The organism is Corynebacterium otitidis ATCC 51513, assembly GCF_000296405.1.
Lineage (GTDB): Bacteria > Actinomycetota > Actinomycetes > Mycobacteriales > Mycobacteriaceae > Corynebacterium > Corynebacterium otitidis.
Map to the genome: position 1 here is coordinate 339,986 of NZ_JH815194.1, position 16,229 is coordinate 356,214.

Genomic DNA, 16,229 nt, shown 5'->3' on the forward strand with positions numbered 1-16,229 from the left:
GGGCGCTAGTCCTCGCGCCCCGGTTCGCTGCCGGGCTCGCCGGCGCTTCCGCGCGGCTCGTCGTCGGCGGCGCCGCCGGGCAGCCTCGAGGGGTCGATGCCCAGATCGGCGGCGAGGTCGTCGAAGATCGACGCGGGCTTCGGCTGGCGGCGCACGACGCGGGTGCCGCGCTCGTCGTCGGTGGGCTCGTCGGCGTCCTCGGCAATCGCGTCGACCTCGTCCGCGCCGACCTGGCGCAGCCCCACCGCTCCGTAGGTCTCCGCGCGGTCGCGGCTGGGCAGCTCGGCGGGCTCGTCGGGCCGTGTGACCGGCGAGTCGTCCTCCTCAGGCTCGTCGTCGCCGCCGGCGCTGTCCGGCTCGGGGTGGGCGGGCGGCTGGGGGCGCGTCGGCTCGAGGGCGCCCGCGTCCCACTCGGCCGCGCCGCGGGGCGGCAGCGTGCGGCACGCGTCCGCGATGAGCGAGAGCGCCTCGATGGTCTGGCCCCAGTGCTCGTCGCCGTGCCCGCGGGCCGGCTCGGGCAGCACCGCGACGACCCACGCGGACTCGAACCACACCTCGTCGACGCCCGCGGGCAAAAGCTCGAGGGCGCGCTCGACGCGCTCGTCGACCCAGCGGGTCGCCACCGGCGGGTTCGAGGAGTACAGGTCGAAGCCCGAGCGGCTGAGCACCGGCACGAGGTCCTCTCCCCCGTCGCGCGGCGCGTCCCCCGCGCCCGAGCGGTGCAGCTCGATGAGCGTGGGGCTCTCCCCGCCGGTGCGCAGCGCGACGAGCGCCCGGGAGCCGAGGCTGAAGAGGTAGAACTCGTAGTCCTCGCCGGGCTCCCCGTCGCGTCCGATGAGCCCGCTGACGACGTCCTTCGCGGGCCCGGCGGCGCCCGCGGCGCCGCGCTGCAGCTCCTCGCTTAAGAAGTCGTCCTCCTTCGCGAACTCCAGGCCCGCGGCCGCGGCCCACTGGCGGCGGGCGCGCCGGGCGCTGGCGGGCAGCACGCGGCCGACCCACTCGCCCCAGCGGATCCTGGCGCCCTGGGCGGTGCGCTCGCGGCGCTCCCGGCCGGGCTCCTCGGGCTCGCGCCCGACGGGCTCGTCGTCCCAGTCGTCCCACTCGGGATCCGCCGCGGGCTCGATCGCCTCCGGCTCGTCGCGCTCGGGGCCTATCTGCTCCTCGGACTCGTCGACGTCGGCCTGCTCGGCAGGCTCGGGCTGGTCGGGCTCCTCGACGTAGTAGTCGTCCTCGGCGGGCTCCCCGTCACCCGGGTACGCGCCGGCGACCGGCGCGGGCGCCGCCGGCGGCTCGTCGAACCAGTCGTCCGCCCACTCCTCGGGCTGCTCCGGCTCGCCGGCCGCGGGCCGGGCCGGCTCCTCGGCACGGTCTTCGCCCGCCTCGCCGTCGACGGCGGGGATCGGGTCGGTGCGCTCCGGGGCGGCGTCCGGCTCGTTGAGGGGCTTCGGCTTGCGGCGCTGCCGGTCGACGTAGATGAGCGCGCCGGCCGCGACGACGCACGCGAGGGCGAGCACGATCAGAACGAGGGGTAACACGCCCACGAGTCTATCGTCGCGCGTCCGCCCGCCCGCCGGCGGCGGGGCGCGGGCGACCTGCCCGCGCGGCGGGCCGCCTAGCCGACGTCCTCGAGCGCGGAGGTGAGCTTATGCCCGGCGTCCGGGCCCGCGCCGCCCCGCTCGAGGGGCAGGCCGCGGGTCAGGGACCACTGCGACCAGCCGCCGACGAAGTGGCGGGCGCCGTCGAGCCCCGCGTGCGCCATCGCGCACAGCAGCTGCGAGGAGTGGTACCCCGAGCCCGAGTAGACGATCGCGCCTTTCACGTCGTCGATGCCGCGCTCGAAAAAAAGGTCGCGGATCTCCGCGGCGGTGCGGTACCCGCCGCCCTTGCGCAGCGTGCTGCGGGCGGGCACGTTGACCGCGCCGGGGATGTGGCCGGCCTTTAAGTCGCGGCGCTCCTGGTAGCCCGCGAAGCGGGCGGGGCCGCGCGCGTCGATGAGCAGCCCGCCGGACTCGGCGGCGGCGCGCGCCTCCTCGAGGCCGGCGATCATCGCGTCGTCGCGCGTCAGCCGCCCGGAGCTCGCGCGCGCGAGCGTCCCCGGCCCGGCGATGGTGGGAAGCCCCTCGGCCTCCCAGGCGGCGAGCCCGCCGCTTAACACCTCGACGTTGTTAAAGCCCGCGTAGCGCAGCAGCCACCAGGCGCGCGCCGCGAGCAGGCCGCGGCCCTCGTCGTAGACGACGATCGGGGTGTCGGCCTCGATGCCCCACCGAGAGACCCAGACGCTTAGCCGCCGCGGGTGCGGCAGCGGGTTGCGGCCCTCTGCCCCGGGGGAGCTGTGCAGCGCCTCGGTGGGGTCGCAGTACATGGAGGTGGGGATGTGCTGGGAGCAGAACTCCCGGTAGCCTCCCCTCGGCCCGAGGAACGACGCGATGAGCGCGATCCGGTTGCCCTCTGTGAAGCGTTCGGCGAGCTCGCGGGGGATGCACAGGGTGGCCATGGGCACGATCCTATTGCCGGCGTCGCGATCTCGCAGGACTCGCTATCCCGGGACCTGCGCCCGGGCCGCGCGGGGTGGGCGTCCGGGCCGGTTTCTAGAGTGTGTGGTCATGTCCACCCCCACCCGCGCCGCGCTCGCGGCGCTCGCCGCCGCGGCGCTCGCCGCGGGCTGCGCGGCGCCCGAGCCCGAACCAGAAGAACCCGCCCCCTCCTCGCCCGCCGCCACCGAGCCGCCCACCGAGGCGGCGCCGGACGACGCGCCGGCCGGCCTCGAGGAGATCTGGGAGATGTGGGACGGCCTCGAGGTCAAGGGCCGCGCCCCGAAGACCGGCTACGACCGCGACGAGTTCGGCCAGCGCTGGCGCGACCTCGACCACAACGGCTGCGACCAGCGCAACGACGTGCTCGCCCGGGACCTCGAGGACCCGGTCGCGCCCGACGGCTGCCGCGTCGAGTCCGGGGCCCTCGAGGACCCGTATACCGCGCAGACCATCGAGTTCCAGCGCGGCGAGGACACCAGCCGCGCCGTGCAGATCGACCACGTCGTCGCCTTGAGCGACGCGTGGCAGAAGGGCGCGGCCACCTGGTCCGCGGAGAAGCGCGAGCAGTTCGCCAACGACCCGGGCAACCTCTTGGCCGTCGACGGGCCCGCCAACCAGCAGAAGGGCGACGGCGACACCGCAACCTGGCTCCCGCCGAACAAGGAATTCCGCTGCGAGTACGTCGTCATGCAGGTCTCCGTGAAGGACGCCTACGAGCTGTGGGTCACCGGCGCGGAAAAAGAGGCCATGGGGCGGGAGCTCTCCGGCTGCGACAAGGCCCCCGAGCTCAAGGACGAGCCGCAGTCCGTGCCCGAGCCCGAGGAGGCCAACGGACCCAAGGAGCAAAGGAACGACGACGCCCCGGCCGGCGGGGAGCCGGCCGGGGACGGCGCGGGCTTTAGCGACTGCCGGTCCGCCTGGGAGGCGGGCGCGGCGCCGATCAGGCGCGGCGAGCCGGGCTACGCGCCCAGCCTCGACGGCGACGGCGACGGCGTCGCCTGCGAGAACCCGCCCAGCTAACCGGCGCCGCCCCGCGGCGGGTGCCAGGCGGTTTAGTAGAGCTCGCCGGTGGTGATGTCGAGCTCGTTGCCGCCGTCGGCGACATCGACGTTGACCCGGTCGCCGTCGGTGACCCGCCCGGCGAGCAGCTCCTTGGCGAGCGTGTCGCCGATCGCCTGCTGGATGAGGCGGCGCAGCGGGCGCGCCCCGTAGGCCGGGTCGTAGCCGCGCTCGCCCAACCAGTCGCGCGCCGCGTCCGAGAGGTGCAGGCTAAGCCTGCGCTGCTCGAGGCGCTTCGCGAGCTGCTCGACCTGGATGTCGACGATGTGGGTGAGCTGCTCGTGGCTGAGCGCGTCGAAGACCACCACGTCGTCGAGGCGGTTGATGAACTCCGGCTTGAAGGCCGCCTTGACGGCCTGCATGACCTCCTCGCGGCCGCCGCCCGCGCCCAGGTTCGAGGTGAGCACGAGGATCGTGTTGCGGAAGTCGACGGTGCGGCCCTGCCCGTCGGTGAGCCGCCCCTCGTCGAGCACCTGGAGGAGCACGTCGAAGACCTCCGGGTGGGCCTTCTCCACCTCGTCGAAGAGCACGACCGTGTACGGCCTGCGGCGCACCGCCTCGGTGAGCTGGCCGCCCGCGTCGTAGCCGACGTAGCCCGGGGGCGCCCCGACGAGCCGGGCGACGGAGTGCTTCTCGCCGTACTCGGACATGTCGATGCGCACCATGGCGCGCTCGTCGTCGAAGAGGAACTCCGCGAGCGCCTTGGCGAGCTCCGTCTTGCCCACACCCGTGGGGCCCAAGAACAGGAACGAGCCGGTCGGCCGGTTCGGGTCGGCGACCCCGGCGCGGGCGCGCCGCACCGCGTCCGAGACCGCCGTGACGGCCTCCCGCTGTCCGACGATGCGGCGGCCGAGCTCCTCCTCCATACGCAGGAGCTTCTCGGTCTCGGCCTCGAGCATCTTGCCCGCGGGGATGCCCGTCCACGCGGAGACCACGCCCGCGATGGTGTCCGGGGTGACCTCCTCGGTGAGCATCCCCTCGTTGGCGCCGCTGACCTCCTTCTCGGCGGCGTCGACCTCCTTCTCGGCCTCGGGGATGCGCCCGTAGCGCAGCTCCGCGACCTTGCCGTAGTCGCCGTCGCGCTCGGCGCGCTCGGAGTCGTGGCGCAGCTGCTCGAGGTCCTCCTTCGCGCGGCGCACCCGGTCGATGGCGCCCTTCTCGTTGGACCAGCGGGCCTTGAGCTCGGCGAGCTTCTCCCGCTCGTCGGCGAGCTCCTCGCGGAGCTTGCCCAACCGTTCCTTGGAGGCGTCGTCGGTCTCCTTCTCCAAGGCGACCTCCTCGATCTCGAGGCGGCGCACGATGCGCTCGGCCTCGTCGACCTCCTGCGGGGAGGAGTCGATCTCCATGCGCAGCTGGGAGGCCGCCTCGTCGACCAGGTCGATCGCCTTGTCGGGCAGGAAGCGGCTGGTGATGTAGCGGTCGGAGAGCTCCGCCGCGGCGACCAGCGCGGAGTCCTGGATCCGCACGCCGTGGTGCACCTCGTAGCGCTCCTTGAGTCCGCGCAGGATGCCCACGGCGTCCTCGACGGTGGGCTCGCCGACGTAGACCTGCTGGAAGCGGCGCTCGAGGGCGGCGTCCTTCTCGATGTTCTGCCGGTACTCGTTGAGCGTCGTGGCGCCGACGAGTCGCAGCTCGCCGCGGGCGAGCATGGGCTTGATCATGTTGCCGGCGTCCATCGCCGACTCGCCGGAGGCGCCCGCCCCGACGATGGTGTGGAGCTCGTCGATGAAGGTGATGATCTGCCCGTCGGAGGCCTTGATCTCGTCGAGCACCGCCTTGAGGCGCTCCTCGAACTCGCCGCGGTACTTCGCGCCGGCGATGAGCGCGCCCATATCCAGGCTCATGAGGGTCTTGCCCTTGAGCGACTCGGGCACGTCGCCCTCGACGATGCGGCGGGCGAGCCCCTCGACGATCGCGGTCTTGCCCACGCCCGGCTCGCCGATGAGCACCGGGTTGTTCTTCGTGCGGCGGCTTAGGACCTGCACGACGCGGCGGATCTCCTTGTCGCGGCCGATGACCGGGTCGACGGCGTTGTCGCGCACCCGGGCGGTGAGGTCTGTGGCGTACTTCTCCAGGGCCTGGAAGGTGCCCTCCGGGTCCTGGGTCGTCACCCTCGAGCCGCCCCGCACCCCGGGGAAGGCGTCCTTGATGGCCTGGTAGGTCGCGCCCGCCTCGGCGAGCGCCCGGGAGGCGTCCGAGTCGCCGCGCGCGATGCCCGCGAGCAGCACCTCCGCGGAGACGTACTCGTCGCCGAGCTCGCCGGCGAGCTCCTGGGCGGCGGTGAGCGCGTTGAGGGCGTCGCGGTCGAAGCCCGGGGCGGAGAGGTTCTGCCCCGAGGCCGCGGGGTAGCCCTCGACGAGGCGCTCCGCGGCGGCGCGCACCGCGCCGGGGTCCGCGCCGGCGGCCTTGAGCACCGGCACGGCGGCGCCGTCCTCTAAGGAGAGCACCGCGGCCAGCAGGTGCGCGGCCTGGGTCTTGGGGTTGCCGTGGCGCGCCGCGGACTGGATCGCGGCCTGGATCGCCTCGGCGGTCTTCGTGGTCGGGTTAAAGGAGTTCATCTGCTCGTGGCTACCTTTCGTTGGCGACTGCTACTCCACTACAACGCCGCAAGGTTGAGTGTATTCCACTCAGGTCAACACCGCCACGGGTCCGGGCGCCCGGCCGCGCCCGGATTATTGAGCGCTATCGGCTCAATGCTTTCGGGCTGCGGCCGGGGCCGACTCGCGGCGCCGGCCCGGCAGCCAGCGGAACACGAACGGCGCAGCGAGGATGAGCGCCGCGACGACGGTCGCGGCGAGCCCGAGCGGCAGCGTCGCGCCGGCGATGACCCCGATGGGCGCGAGGATCGTCATTCCGATCTCGAAGGGGGCGAAGCCGATATAGGCGACCCCGTACTCCGACAGGGTGCCCGACTTGAGCTTCGGGTCGACGATCTTGAGCAGCGCGATGCCGGTGGCCACGGCGGCGGTCGCCCAGCCCCAGCCGAAGATGCCGCGCTCGAGCCAGCCGGCCCCGAAGTACACCGGGGAGGCGAGGAAGAAGAACACCGTGCAGAACGCGATGCCGAGCGCGAAGAGCACGAGCAGCGGCAGCCAGTAGTCGGCGATCGCGGCGGGCGCGATCGAGGCGATCCCGAAGGCGATGAGGAAGTCGGTCGACCCGCCGGAGATCGCGCCGACGGTGTCGCGGTCGATGACGCGCTCCGCGCCGGTGACCCTAAGCAGGAGCATGACGACGATGCCGACGACGAAGGACAGCGCGAACAGCGGGATGGACACCGCCGGGAAGAGGCTCTTGATGCCCTCGTTGAGGAGGTAGGCGCCGGTGACGACGACGGCGAGGAGGCCGGCGTGCAGGCCGAGCGCCTCGACCGAGGAGGGGTTGGTCGTCGCCCGCCCGATCGAGGGCCGCTCGTCGAGCCGGTCGATGATCCCGGTGGTCATCTCCTTCGGCAGGGTCGCGGGCATCGTCGCCACGCGCCCGGTGCGGAAGCCCCAGTTCGCGAAGATGAGCCCGCCGATGATCGCGGCGAAGGTGCCGACCGTCGCCGACGCGAAGCCCAGGGAGCTCGCGCCGACCGCGCCCGTCTCGTCGAGCGCGCCGCCCACCGCGGCCGCGGTGCCGAACCCGCCGACGAAGCCGGTGGGCAGCATCATCCCGAACCAGTCCTCGGTGCCGAAGACCGGGGCGAAGAGCCACGCGCCGAGCAGGATGAAGATGCCCCACTGGGCCATGAACATGCCCGTCGAGAACGACCACATCGTCCTCGCGCCTGCGCGCACCTGCCGGTCGAAGACCATGGTGAAGGGCATCGCCGCGAAGACCACGGCGATGAGGATCGTCGTGTAGTCGCCCGTCTTCTCGGAGAAGCCCAACAGGCCCAGCCCCTCCGGGCCGAGCGCCAGGCCCAAGAGCCCGGCGACGATGGGGCTGGGGATGAGGAGCTTCTGGAACAGCGGCACCCAGCGGCGCAAGAGCACCCCGACGGCCATGAGAAGCGAGATCATCCCCACGTCGAGCAGCAGGGAAAACGGCGTGTACTCCACGAGCCCCACGTCCTTTCCGCGGTCGTTGACGAGCCGACACCGACCGCCGCGCGGCGCCCCTGCCAGGGGAAGAACAGCGGCCAGCCGGCGGCCGGGGCGCTGCATCTGGGCGCCGCCGGGCCGCAGGCTGGCCAGGCGCGGGGTCGAAACCTGAACGATTCTATGCGCCGAAGTACCCCGAGACCGAAACCGGCTCTTAAGCCGGGGAGCCGCCCAGGCGGCCTAGGATGATCCCATGCCAGCCGGAACGCCACGAGAGGTCGCCGAGATCCTCGGCGCCCAGAGGACCGCCTTCCGCGACGCGACCGTCGACTACCTGCTTCGCCGCCTGCCCAGGCTCAGGCGCGTCGCGCCGCTGCGCCAGCGCCACCGCGCCGAGGCGCTCGCCGAGCGCGCGGTCGGCCTCGTCGCGCGCTCCCCCCAGGGGATGCTGCGCGGCGAGGACGCCGCCGACCTCGAGCGGGCGGGGCGCGCGAACCGCCGCTTAGGGGTGCCGCTGCGCGTCTACCCGGTGCTCGCGCAGGCCCTCAAGGCCGGGCTGCGCGCCGCCTTTGAGGCCGCCGGGGAGCCCTACACCGCGGCCGCCCGCGACGCGGAGGCCCTCGCCGAGGCGGCGTGCGCGAGCCTCGCCCGGGGCGCCTACGGCGCGGACCTCGCCGGGGTGCCCGCCGCCACCGCCGGGGAGGTCGTCGCCGTCGAGCACCCCACCCGCACGATCACCGCGCTCACCGTCGACACCGGGGCGCCGGTGCCCCGGCTGGCCGGCCAGCACCTGCCCGCCACGACGCCGCTGGCGGGCGGGGAGTGGGCGCCGCTTAGCCCCGCGGGCGCCCCCGACGAGTCCGGGCAGCTGACGTTCTTCCTCCACCGCGCGAAGCACCCGGTCTACCGGCGGCTCGCCGACGCCCGCGTCGGCGACCAGATTCTCTTCGGCGAGCCCGAGGGCGGGCTCAGCGCGCCCGCCGGGCCCGCGCCCGCGACGATCGTCGCCCTCGACGAGGGGTATGCCGCCGCGCGCTCGCTCGTCTTCGAGCTGCTGGGGCGCGAGGAGCCGCCCGAGACGCACCTCGTCGTCGAGACCCGCTACCCCGGCGAGCACGTCGAGCTCGCCCGCCTCGAGGCGCTCGCCGCCGCGGCGAGCTGGCTGACCGTCACGGCCGTCTCGAGGGAAGAGGCCGACCCCTGGTGGCTCGCCGCCCGGCAGACCGGCGGGCACGTGCGCCGCGGCGCGGCGGCCGTCGCCTCGCTCGTCGACTCCCCCGCGGCCGCCGACCGGACGGTGCGCCTCGTCGGGCCCGCCGCGCTCGCCGAGCCGGCGGCTCGGGACCTGCGCGCCGCCGGGGTGCGCGACCTCGAGGTCGAAGCCTGGGGTGACCCCGCCTAGCTGTACTGCCCCAGCGCGGGCCGCGCGGCGGGGCGCCGCCGGGACAAACTAGAGGATCGGCAGCTCGCGGCGCTGCTCGGCCGCGTCGCCTGGGTCGATGTCAACGACAAGCAGCTCGGGCCCCTCGCCGGCCTCGGCGAGGACCGTGCCGTTCGGCGCGACGGCCACCGAGTGGCCGATCCCCGTTGGGCCCTTCGTCGGGCCGTCTGGCAGCGCGTGGTCGGCGGCAAGAATGAACGCCCCGGAGTCCAGCGCGCGGGCGCGGGTGAGCACCCGCCACTGCTCGAGCTTCCCCTCACCCGCGGCCCACGACGTCGGCAGTACGACGAGCTCCGCACCGCGCCGCGCGAGCTCCCGGAACTGCTCGGGGTAGCGGACGTCGAAGCACACCGCCACGCCCACCCTCACGCCCTCGTGGCTAAAGATCACGAGCTCGGTGCCCGGGCGCACCGTGTCGGACTCGCGGTTGCCCAGCGCGTCGAAGGTGTGGATCTTGTCGTAGACGATCGCCTCCCCCGACGCGGCGACCAGCGCGGTGTTGGAGACCCGGTTGATGGTCTTCTCGCCGCGCTCGACGGTGTCGGCGGGCCGGAAGATGCCCACGACGATCGTGATACCCAGCTCCCTCGAGAGCCCCAGCACACCCCGGGGAAACTCCCCGTCGAGCCCGCTCGCCCTCGTGTCGAGCCGCCCGGTACCGAAGGCCTGGGAGCTCGCCTCGGGAAAGACGACGAGGCTCGCGCCGCGCCCCGCGGCCTCCCGGGCCTTGTCCGCCACGACGGCGAGGTTCTCCTCGGGCTCTTGGAAACCGGGGGTCTGGGCCAGTGCGATGCGCATAGTCCACAGGCTAGGCCGGCCAGGTCCGGCTTCGCACAGATTTCGCCCGGCCGCGATCGCCGCGTCCCACGCCCGGCTCGTCGAAAGACACCATGAGCGAGATCCTCCTTCCCGCCGGCCTCACCCGGGCGCTCGCGGCGCAACCCACCCCCGCGCTGCCTGCGCCACCGCCAGCCGCATCCGGGCACACCGGGCGCGCGCTCGCGCACGCGCACCACTCCTGGCTGGCGCGACTCGGCGCCGCGGGCGATAGCCGCCGCGCCACGCTCGAGAGCCTCGCCCGGGCAGCTACCGCCGCTGCCGCCGCCGACGAGCACACCGCCGCGTGCCTGCGCTGACCGCCGCCGAGGCCCGCACCGCCGCCGGCGCGCTCATCGCCGCCGCCGCCCGGGCAGAGCGCGACGCCGAGGGCATGGCGACGGCCCGCGCGCCGCTGCGCGCCGGGCGCGGGGCGTGGCTCGACGGAGGACTCACCAGGCTCGCCGAAGCAGAGGACCGGTGGCGCGCCGGAGCCTCGGAGATGCGCGCCGTCGCCGCCCAGCTCGAACACGCCGCCGGAATGCTCGCCCGCGCGGAAGGGCTCATGGCCCGGCTCGCGGACCTCGCGCAGGCGGCGCCCGGCTACGGCCGGCTGCTGTCCGCGGTACGCAACCTCGTCTCGCTCATCGACTATCGCTGCGCCCGCGCCGTGGCGGCCGCGCTCGGCGACGGGCGGCTACCCGACCCACCACCGCCCCTCGACGCCCTCGAGCTCGGTGTCCTCCACGAGGAGGCGCTCTCCCACAACCCGCGGCTCGCCCGGCTCGCGGCCGAGAACCCAGACTACTCGTTTCTCCCGGCCGCAGGCGGCGGGCTCGTCGCCGCCGTCGGGGACCTGGATCACGCGGCCAGCGTCACGACGCTCGTCGCGGGGACCGGCTCGACGAACCCGGCGAGCTGGCCGGGCTACCTCGAGCGCGGTCGCGCGCTCGCCGCGGCGACCGGCGGCGCCGCGGTCGTGTGGCTCGACTACCCCGCCCCGGCAACGGTGCCCGCCGCCGCGGGCGGGGTGCCCGCCGCGGTCGCCGCGCCGAGGCTGCGGGCTTTTCAACGCTCGCTCGCGCGCCGCAACCCCGCACAACGCCGCATCGTCGTGGGCCACAGCTACGGCGCGCTCGCCGTCGGGGCCGCCGCGCGGCAGCCGCTCGACGCGCACGAGGCGGTGCTGCTCGCCGCGCCGGGCGCCGGAGCTAGCCACGCGACCGGGCTCGCGCTGCGCCCCGGCGGCCGGGTGCACGCGCTGACCTCGCGGGACGACCCGATCCGTTTTGTGACGAGCCCGAACGGCGGGGTGCACGGCCCCGACCCCACGAGCCCTGGCTTCGGGGCGCGCGACTGGCCGGCGGGCCCGGGCGGCCACTCGGCCTACTGGGACGACTCCGCAACACTGACCGCGATCGGCCGGATCGCGCGGGGCCGAGGCCCGGAATGACCCCGCGGCACCAGGCGCCCCACCGTCCCTCCGAGGCCACGGCCGCGAGCCGCACAGTGCCCTGAATACGCCGGATCCACCGTTCGTTGTTACCCAAGATCCGGGCGCTGAGCTGGAAAGACTAAGTACATTCCCGCGGGAGCTGTTAGCGCTCGTCGCGGGCGCGCGGCGACCACATGACCACCGCGGTGGAGCGGGGCACGTGGACGAGCTCGGCGCCGGGGCGGCGCGGGGCGCCGCGTGCCTTGAGCCGGCGGTTCTCCTTGCGCAGCTCGTCGAGCTCCGCGCGGAGGTCCGCGTTCTCCCGGTCGCGCTCAATGATCTGCTTGATCCCGGCGAGGTTGACTCCGTCCTCCTGGCTGAGCCGCTGGATCTTGCGCAGCATGTCGACGTCGCTGCGCGAGTAGCGGCGGCCCCCACCGCGGGTGCGCGCCGGGGTCACCAGCCCGAGCCGGTCGTAGGTGCGCAGCGTCTGGGCGTGCATCCCGGAGAGCTCCGCCGCGACGGAGATGACGAACACCTCGTCGGAGTCGTTCGACCGAGTCATGGCAACTTACGCTCCTTCCCACCCGGCTCGCGGATCGAATCCGGACTCCCGCTCGGCGCGCGCATAGGCCTTGAGGGCCTCGGCGGCCTCGTCGGAGAGCTTCTCCGGGACGGCGACCTTGACGGTGACGAGCAGGTCGCCGTTCTTGATGCCCTGGCCGCGCACCCTAAAGGTCTTCCCGTCGCGGGTTCCGGCGGGCACCTTGAGGCGCACCGTGTCCTCGAGGGTGGGCGCGCTGATCGTGCCGCCCAGCGCGAGGTCCGCGAACGATACCGGGACCGTGACCTCCAGGTTATCGCCACTGCGGCGGAAGAGCGGGTCGGCGGTGACCTCGACGGTGACGAAGAGGTCCCCGGACGGCTTGCCGTTCGGCCCGGCCTCGCCGCGACCCGCGAGCCGAAGCCGCTGCCCGTCGGCCACGCCGGCGGGGATGCGCACGGTAATCGTGCGGCTGCGGGTCTCGGTGCCGGTGCCGCGGCAGTTCGAGCACGGATCGGTGACGCGCTCGCCGGTGCCGCCGCAGTCGGGGCACGGCCGAGAGAATCCAAATGCGCCGCGGTTCTCCGACTGGTAGCCGGTGCCGTCGCACGACTGGCACGTCGCGGCCTGCCCGCTCGCCGAACCCGAGCCGTGGCAGCGCTGGCAGGGCGCCTCCCCGGTCAACTGGACCGGGATCTGCGTGCCCTGCGCCGCCTCCCGGAACGAGATCGTGATCCGCGTTTCGATGTCCGCGCCGCGTCGCGGACGAGCCTGCCGGCGAGGGCCCCCAGCGCCGCCGAAAATATCGCCGAAGAGGTCAGAAAAGCCGCCCTGGCCCGCCTGCTGGCCGAAGATGTCCGACGCGCTGAAGCCCTGGCCCTGGCCCGACGTGCGGCGAAACCCGCCGGGAAAGCCCGAGCCCCCCAGGCCGCCGTTTTTCAGCATGCGGCGGAACTCGTCGTACTGCTTGCGCTTCTTCTCGTCGCCGACAACGTCGTAGGCCTCCGCGGCGCGCTTGAAGCGCTCCTCGGCCTCCTTGTCGTCCGGCTTGAGGTCCGGGTGGTTCTCCCGGGCGAGCTTGCGGTAGGCCTTGCGGATCTCGTCGGCGCTCGCGGAGGAGGACACGCCAAGGTCGGCGTAGTAGTCCTTCTCGGCCCACTCTTTCTGATCCACCTCTTCGTTAATCCTTTCTTCTCGCTCACGGCGCGGCGGGCCCCGTTAAGCCGGGGCCTGGCCGCTACTCCTCCGCGGCGGGGTCGCCAATGACGACCATCGCGGAGCGCACCACCCGGCCGCGCAGCCGGTAGCCCTTGCGCAGCACCGTGTCGAGGACCTTGTCCTCCCCGGTGGAGGCGTCCTGGACGGCCTCGTGAATCGCGGGGTCGAACTCCTCGCCGGCCTCGCCGTAGGACTCCAGCCCCAGCGAGGTGAGCGTCGCGCGGAACTTCTCGGAGAAGGCCTTCAGGGGCCCCTCGTCCAGGTCGCCGTGCTGCTCGGCGAGGATGAGGTCGTCGAGGATGGGCAGGAGCTCGCCGAGCTGCGCGGCCTGCGCGGCCTCGACGGCGGCCTTGCGCTCCCGCTCGGAGCGCCGCCGGTAGTTCGAGTACTCGGCGGAGAGCCGCTTCAAGTCCTCGGTGCGCTCCTCGAGCTGGGTGGCGAGCGAGCCGTCCTCGCCCGCGTCGGCGTCCCCGGCGCCACCGGCCTCGGCGGCCTCGCCGGCGATGCGCTCGGCCTCGTCGACGACGTCGCCCTCGCTCGCGGCGGCGTCCTCGCCGGCCGCGGCGTCGGCGTCCTCGGCGGCGTGTCGGGCCCGGCGCTCCTCGTCGGCCTCGTCGTTGTCGTGGTTCTCGAAGTTGTCCTCTGAGCTGGCCATGTGCGTGCCTCTCTTCGTCTATCTCGGTGCCGTCGACCCCGGCGAGGGGCCCGGCTCACGGCCGCGGCCCGCCGACCGGGCGGAGTGGATCCAGCCGGAGCGGCGGGCCGCGGGTGCTGCGCGTGGGGACCGGGGCGAGCGGCCCCGGGACGCCTCGGGCGGCCGGCGGGCGGCCCGCCGGGGCGCCTTAGTTGTCGGAGTCCTTCTTGTCGTCCTCGTCGACGACCTCAGCGTCGACGACGTCGTCGTCCCCGCCGGACTGCTGCTCGCCGGAGGCCTCGCTCTGCTGCTCGGCCTGCGCGGCCTCGTAGATCGCCTTGCCGGCCTCCTGGGACTGGGTGGAGAGCTCGTCGACGGCCTTCTTGATGGCGTCGAGGTCATCGCCCTTGAGGGCCTCGTCGACGTCGTCGGCGGCCTTCTCGACCTTGGTGCGCACGTCCTCGGGGACCTTGTCCTCGTTCTCCTTGAGGAAGTTGCGCGTCTGGTAGGCCATCGACTCCGCGGAGTTGCGGGTCTCCTGCTCCTCGCGGCGCTGCTTGTCCTCCTCGGCGTGGGCCTCGGCGTCCTTGACCATGCGGTCGATCTCCTCCTCGGAGAGGCCGGAGCCCTCCTGGATGGTGATCGTGTTCTCCTTGCCGGTGCCCTTGTCCTTCGCGGTGACGTGCACGATGCCGTTGGCGTCGATGTCGAAGGTCACCTCGATCTGGGGCACGCCGCGGGGCGCCGGGGCGATGCCGCCGAGCTCGAAGGAGCCGAGCAGCTTGTTCGCCGAGGCCATCTCGCGCTCGCCCTGGAAGACCTGGATCTGCACGGAGGGCTGGTTGTCCTCGGCGGTGGTGAAGGTCTCGGACTTCTTCGTCGGGATGGTGGTGTTGCGCTCGATGAGCTTGGTCATCACCCCACCCTTGGTCTCGATGCCCAGCGAGAGCGGCGTGACGTCGAGGAGGAGCACGTCCTTGACCTCGCCGCGCAGCACGCCGGCCTGGAGGGCCGCGCCCATCGCGACGACCTCGTCGGGGTTGACGCCCTTGTTGGGCTCCTTGCCGCCGGTGAGGTCCTTGACCAGGTCGCTGACGGCGGGCATGCGGGTCGAGCCGCCGACGAGGACCACCTGGTCGATGTCGGAGACCTTCATGTCGGCGTCGGAGATGACCTGGTTGAAGGGCTTCTTCGTCCGGTCGAGGAGGTCCTGGGTGATGCGCTGGAACTCGGCGCGCGAGAGCGTCTCGTCAAGGAAGAGCGGGTTCTTCTCCGAGTCGACCGTGATGTAGGGCAGGTTGATCGAGGTCTGCTGCGAGCTGGAGAGCTCGATCTTGGCCTTCTCGGCGGCCTCGCGGAGGCGCTGGAGGGCCATCTTGTCCTTCGAGAGGTCGATGCCGTTCTGCTTCTGGAAGTTCTCGACGAGCCAGTCGACGATGCGCTGGTCCCAGTCGTCGCCGCCGAGCTGGTTGTCGCCCGCGGTGGCGCGGACCTCGACGACGCCGTCGCCGATCTCGAGGAGGGACACGTCGAAGGTGCCGCCGCCCAGGTCGAAGACGAGGATGGTCTGGTCCTTGTCGCTCTTCTCGAGCCCGTAGGCCAGCGCCGCGGCGGTCGGCTCGTTGACGATGCGCAGGACGTTGAGCCCCGCGATCTGGCCGGCCTCCTTGGTGGCCTGGCGCTGCGCGTCCTCGAAGTAGGCCGGCACGGTGATGACCGCGTCGGTGACGTCCTCGCCGAGGTAGGACTCCGCGTCCCTCTTGAGCTTCTGCAGGGTGCGCGCGGAGATCTCCTGCGGGGTGTAGCTCTTGTCGTCGATATCGACGTGCCAGTCGTTGTCGCCGATGTGGCGCTTCACCGAGCGCACCGTGCGGTCAACGTTGGTGACCGCCTGGTTCTTCGCCGACTGGCCGACGAGAACCTCGTTGTTCTTCGCGAAGGCCACGACCGACGGGGTGGTGCGGGAGCCCTCGGAGTTCGCGATGACGGTCGGCTCGCCGCCCTCGAGGACGGAGACCACCGAGTTCGTCGTGCCGAGGTCGATACCAACTACGCGTCCCATGTGTTTCCTGTGCTCCTTTGCTGCGAAAAGCGATCTGTCGATCCTGCCGATCAGGCCGCGGGCCGAACCCCTGGGGTTTATCCCGGCCCGCTCAACAGGACCCAACGCTAACACGCTCATTGAGTGCCTGCCACTCAACCTGACATTCGGTGCAACACCCCTCCCCGCAGAGTTGTTCCACCTTCGCTCAAGTTTTTGCGTTTGCGCAGATCAGAACTGCTTCGATCCCATCCCCGGGGGGCAAACCCGCCGCCGAGGCGGCGCGGCGCACGCCCCGTCGAGGCACCCGGGAAGCGCCTCCCCACGCAATCCACGGCAGCCCCGGCCACCCCGAGGCCTCCCCACACCGGAAGCCCCGGCGCGGCCCGGACTCCGCGCGGGGAGCGGGCCGCAAAAAAGCTGGGTTTATGGATTAAAGTGCATACTATTCTCTGTGTGTAGCATTTTTAATTCATGTG

The 16,229-nt window shown here is 72.9% G+C and carries 13 protein-coding genes; 4 read left to right on the forward strand and 9 right to left on the reverse strand.

Going from position 1 to position 16,229, the window contains the following annotated elements; all coding sequences use genetic code 11:
• Positions 1-5 precede the first annotated feature (5 nt).
• Together HMPREF9719_RS09330 and HMPREF9719_RS06945 are read right to left on the reverse strand one after the other, a co-directional pair.
• Positions 6-1,535, reverse strand: a complete 1,530-nt coding sequence (locus HMPREF9719_RS09330; RefSeq protein WP_051001431.1) for a type III secretion system chaperone family protein — start codon at positions 1,533-1,535, stop codon at positions 6-8.
• A 77-nt stretch (positions 1,536-1,612) separates the two neighbouring features.
• Positions 1,613-2,494 (reverse strand): sulfurtransferase, encoded by an 882-nt coding sequence (locus HMPREF9719_RS06945; RefSeq protein ID WP_004601284.1) that lies wholly within the window; start codon positions 2,492-2,494, stop codon positions 1,613-1,615.
• A gap of 109 nt (positions 2,495-2,603) precedes the next feature.
• On the opposite strand from HMPREF9719_RS06945, the gene HMPREF9719_RS06950 reads away from it, so the two are divergent.
• Positions 2,604-3,554, forward strand: a complete 951-nt coding sequence (locus HMPREF9719_RS06950; RefSeq protein WP_004601285.1) for a GmrSD restriction endonuclease domain-containing protein — start codon at positions 2,604-2,606, stop codon at positions 3,552-3,554.
• Between the two features lie 32 nt (positions 3,555-3,586).
• Here the strand turns inward: HMPREF9719_RS06950 and clpB are convergent, their stop codons facing one another.
• Together clpB and HMPREF9719_RS06960 are read right to left on the reverse strand one after the other, a co-directional pair.
• The gene (gene clpB, locus HMPREF9719_RS06955) at positions 3,587-6,151 is read right to left on the reverse strand and encodes an ATP-dependent chaperone ClpB (RefSeq protein WP_004601286.1); all 2,565 of its coding nucleotides are present in this window, start codon (positions 6,149-6,151) and stop codon (positions 3,587-3,589) included.
• A gap of 132 nt (positions 6,152-6,283) precedes the next feature.
• Positions 6,284-7,639 (reverse strand): sodium/glutamate symporter, encoded by a 1,356-nt coding sequence (locus HMPREF9719_RS06960; protein ID WP_004601287.1) that lies wholly within the window; start codon positions 7,637-7,639, stop codon positions 6,284-6,286.
• A gap of 235 nt (positions 7,640-7,874) precedes the next feature.
• On the opposite strand from HMPREF9719_RS06960, the gene HMPREF9719_RS09655 reads away from it, so the two are divergent.
• Positions 7,875-9,023 (forward strand): ferredoxin reductase domain-containing protein, encoded by a 1,149-nt coding sequence (locus HMPREF9719_RS09655; protein WP_004601288.1) that lies wholly within the window; start codon positions 7,875-7,877, stop codon positions 9,021-9,023.
• A 48-nt stretch (positions 9,024-9,071) separates the two neighbouring features.
• Here HMPREF9719_RS09655 and HMPREF9719_RS06970 read toward each other — a convergent pair whose 3' ends face one another.
• Positions 9,072-9,860: a carbon-nitrogen hydrolase family protein gene (locus HMPREF9719_RS06970; protein WP_004601289.1), complete on the reverse strand. Its 789-nt coding sequence runs from the start codon at positions 9,858-9,860 to the stop codon at positions 9,072-9,074.
• Between the two features lie 92 nt (positions 9,861-9,952).
• Between HMPREF9719_RS06970 and HMPREF9719_RS06975 the strand changes: the two genes are divergently transcribed.
• Both HMPREF9719_RS06975 and HMPREF9719_RS06980 read left to right on the forward strand, forming a co-directional pair.
• Positions 9,953-10,198, forward strand: coding sequence for a hypothetical protein (locus HMPREF9719_RS06975; protein ID WP_038075830.1), 246 nt, complete (start codon positions 9,953-9,955; stop codon positions 10,196-10,198).
• Entirely contained in the window at positions 10,186-11,331 is a 1,146-nt protein-coding gene (locus HMPREF9719_RS06980; RefSeq protein WP_004601290.1) for an alpha/beta hydrolase, read from the forward strand. Before HMPREF9719_RS06975 ends, HMPREF9719_RS06980 begins: the two co-directional genes overlap by 13 nt.
• A gap of 145 nt (positions 11,332-11,476) precedes the next feature.
• Here the strand turns inward: HMPREF9719_RS06980 and HMPREF9719_RS06985 are convergent, their stop codons facing one another.
• The 4 genes from HMPREF9719_RS06985 to dnaK all read right to left on the reverse strand — a co-directional run bounded on the left by HMPREF9719_RS06985 (position 11,477) and on the right by dnaK (position 15,771).
• Positions 11,477-11,878 carry a heat shock protein transcriptional repressor HspR gene (locus tag HMPREF9719_RS06985; protein ID WP_004601291.1) on the reverse strand — a complete coding sequence of 134 codons (402 nt, stop codon included), beginning with the start codon at positions 11,876-11,878 and terminating at the stop codon, positions 11,477-11,479.
• 6 nt (positions 11,879-11,884) lie between these two features.
• A complete protein-coding gene (gene dnaJ / locus HMPREF9719_RS06990; protein ID WP_004601292.1) occupies positions 11,885-13,030 on the reverse strand; it encodes a molecular chaperone DnaJ in 1,146 nt (381 codons plus the stop codon).
• Positions 13,031-13,094: 64 nt separating this feature from the next.
• Positions 13,095-13,730 carry a nucleotide exchange factor GrpE gene (gene grpE / locus HMPREF9719_RS06995; protein ID WP_004601293.1) on the reverse strand — a complete coding sequence of 212 codons (636 nt, stop codon included), beginning with the start codon at positions 13,728-13,730 and terminating at the stop codon, positions 13,095-13,097.
• A 187-nt stretch (positions 13,731-13,917) separates the two neighbouring features.
• Positions 13,918-15,771 carry a molecular chaperone DnaK gene (gene dnaK, locus HMPREF9719_RS07000; protein ID WP_004601294.1) on the reverse strand — a complete coding sequence of 618 codons (1,854 nt, stop codon included), beginning with the start codon at positions 15,769-15,771 and terminating at the stop codon, positions 13,918-13,920.
• Positions 15,772-16,229 lie beyond the last annotated feature (458 nt).

What these genes read in the sequence shown, in the direction of transcription:
- dnaK (WP_004601294.1), bottom strand. Translation starts at nt 15,771, where the DNA reads ATGGGACGCGTAGTTGGTATCGACCTCGGCACGACGAACTCGGTGGTC.
- grpE (WP_004601293.1), bottom strand. Translation starts at nt 13,730, where the DNA reads ATGGCCAGCTCAGAGGACAACTTCGAGAACCACGACAACGACGAGGCC.
- HMPREF9719_RS06950 (WP_004601285.1), top strand. Translation starts at nt 2,604, where the DNA reads ATGTCCACCCCCACCCGCGCCGCGCTCGCGGCGCTCGCCGCCGCGGCG.
- HMPREF9719_RS06970 (WP_004601289.1), bottom strand. Translation starts at nt 9,860, where the DNA reads ATGCGCATCGCACTGGCCCAGACCCCCGGTTTCCAAGAGCCCGAGGAG.
- HMPREF9719_RS06945 (WP_004601284.1), bottom strand. Translation starts at nt 2,494, where the DNA reads ATGGCCACCCTGTGCATCCCCCGCGAGCTCGCCGAACGCTTCACAGAG.
- clpB (WP_004601286.1), bottom strand. Translation starts at nt 6,151, where the DNA reads ATGAACTCCTTTAACCCGACCACGAAGACCGCCGAGGCGATCCAGGCC.
- HMPREF9719_RS06985 (WP_004601291.1), bottom strand. Translation starts at nt 11,878, where the DNA reads ATGACTCGGTCGAACGACTCCGACGAGGTGTTCGTCATCTCCGTCGCG.
- HMPREF9719_RS09655 (WP_004601288.1), top strand. Translation starts at nt 7,875, where the DNA reads ATGCCAGCCGGAACGCCACGAGAGGTCGCCGAGATCCTCGGCGCCCAG.
- HMPREF9719_RS06975 (WP_038075830.1), top strand. Translation starts at nt 9,953, where the DNA reads ATGAGCGAGATCCTCCTTCCCGCCGGCCTCACCCGGGCGCTCGCGGCG.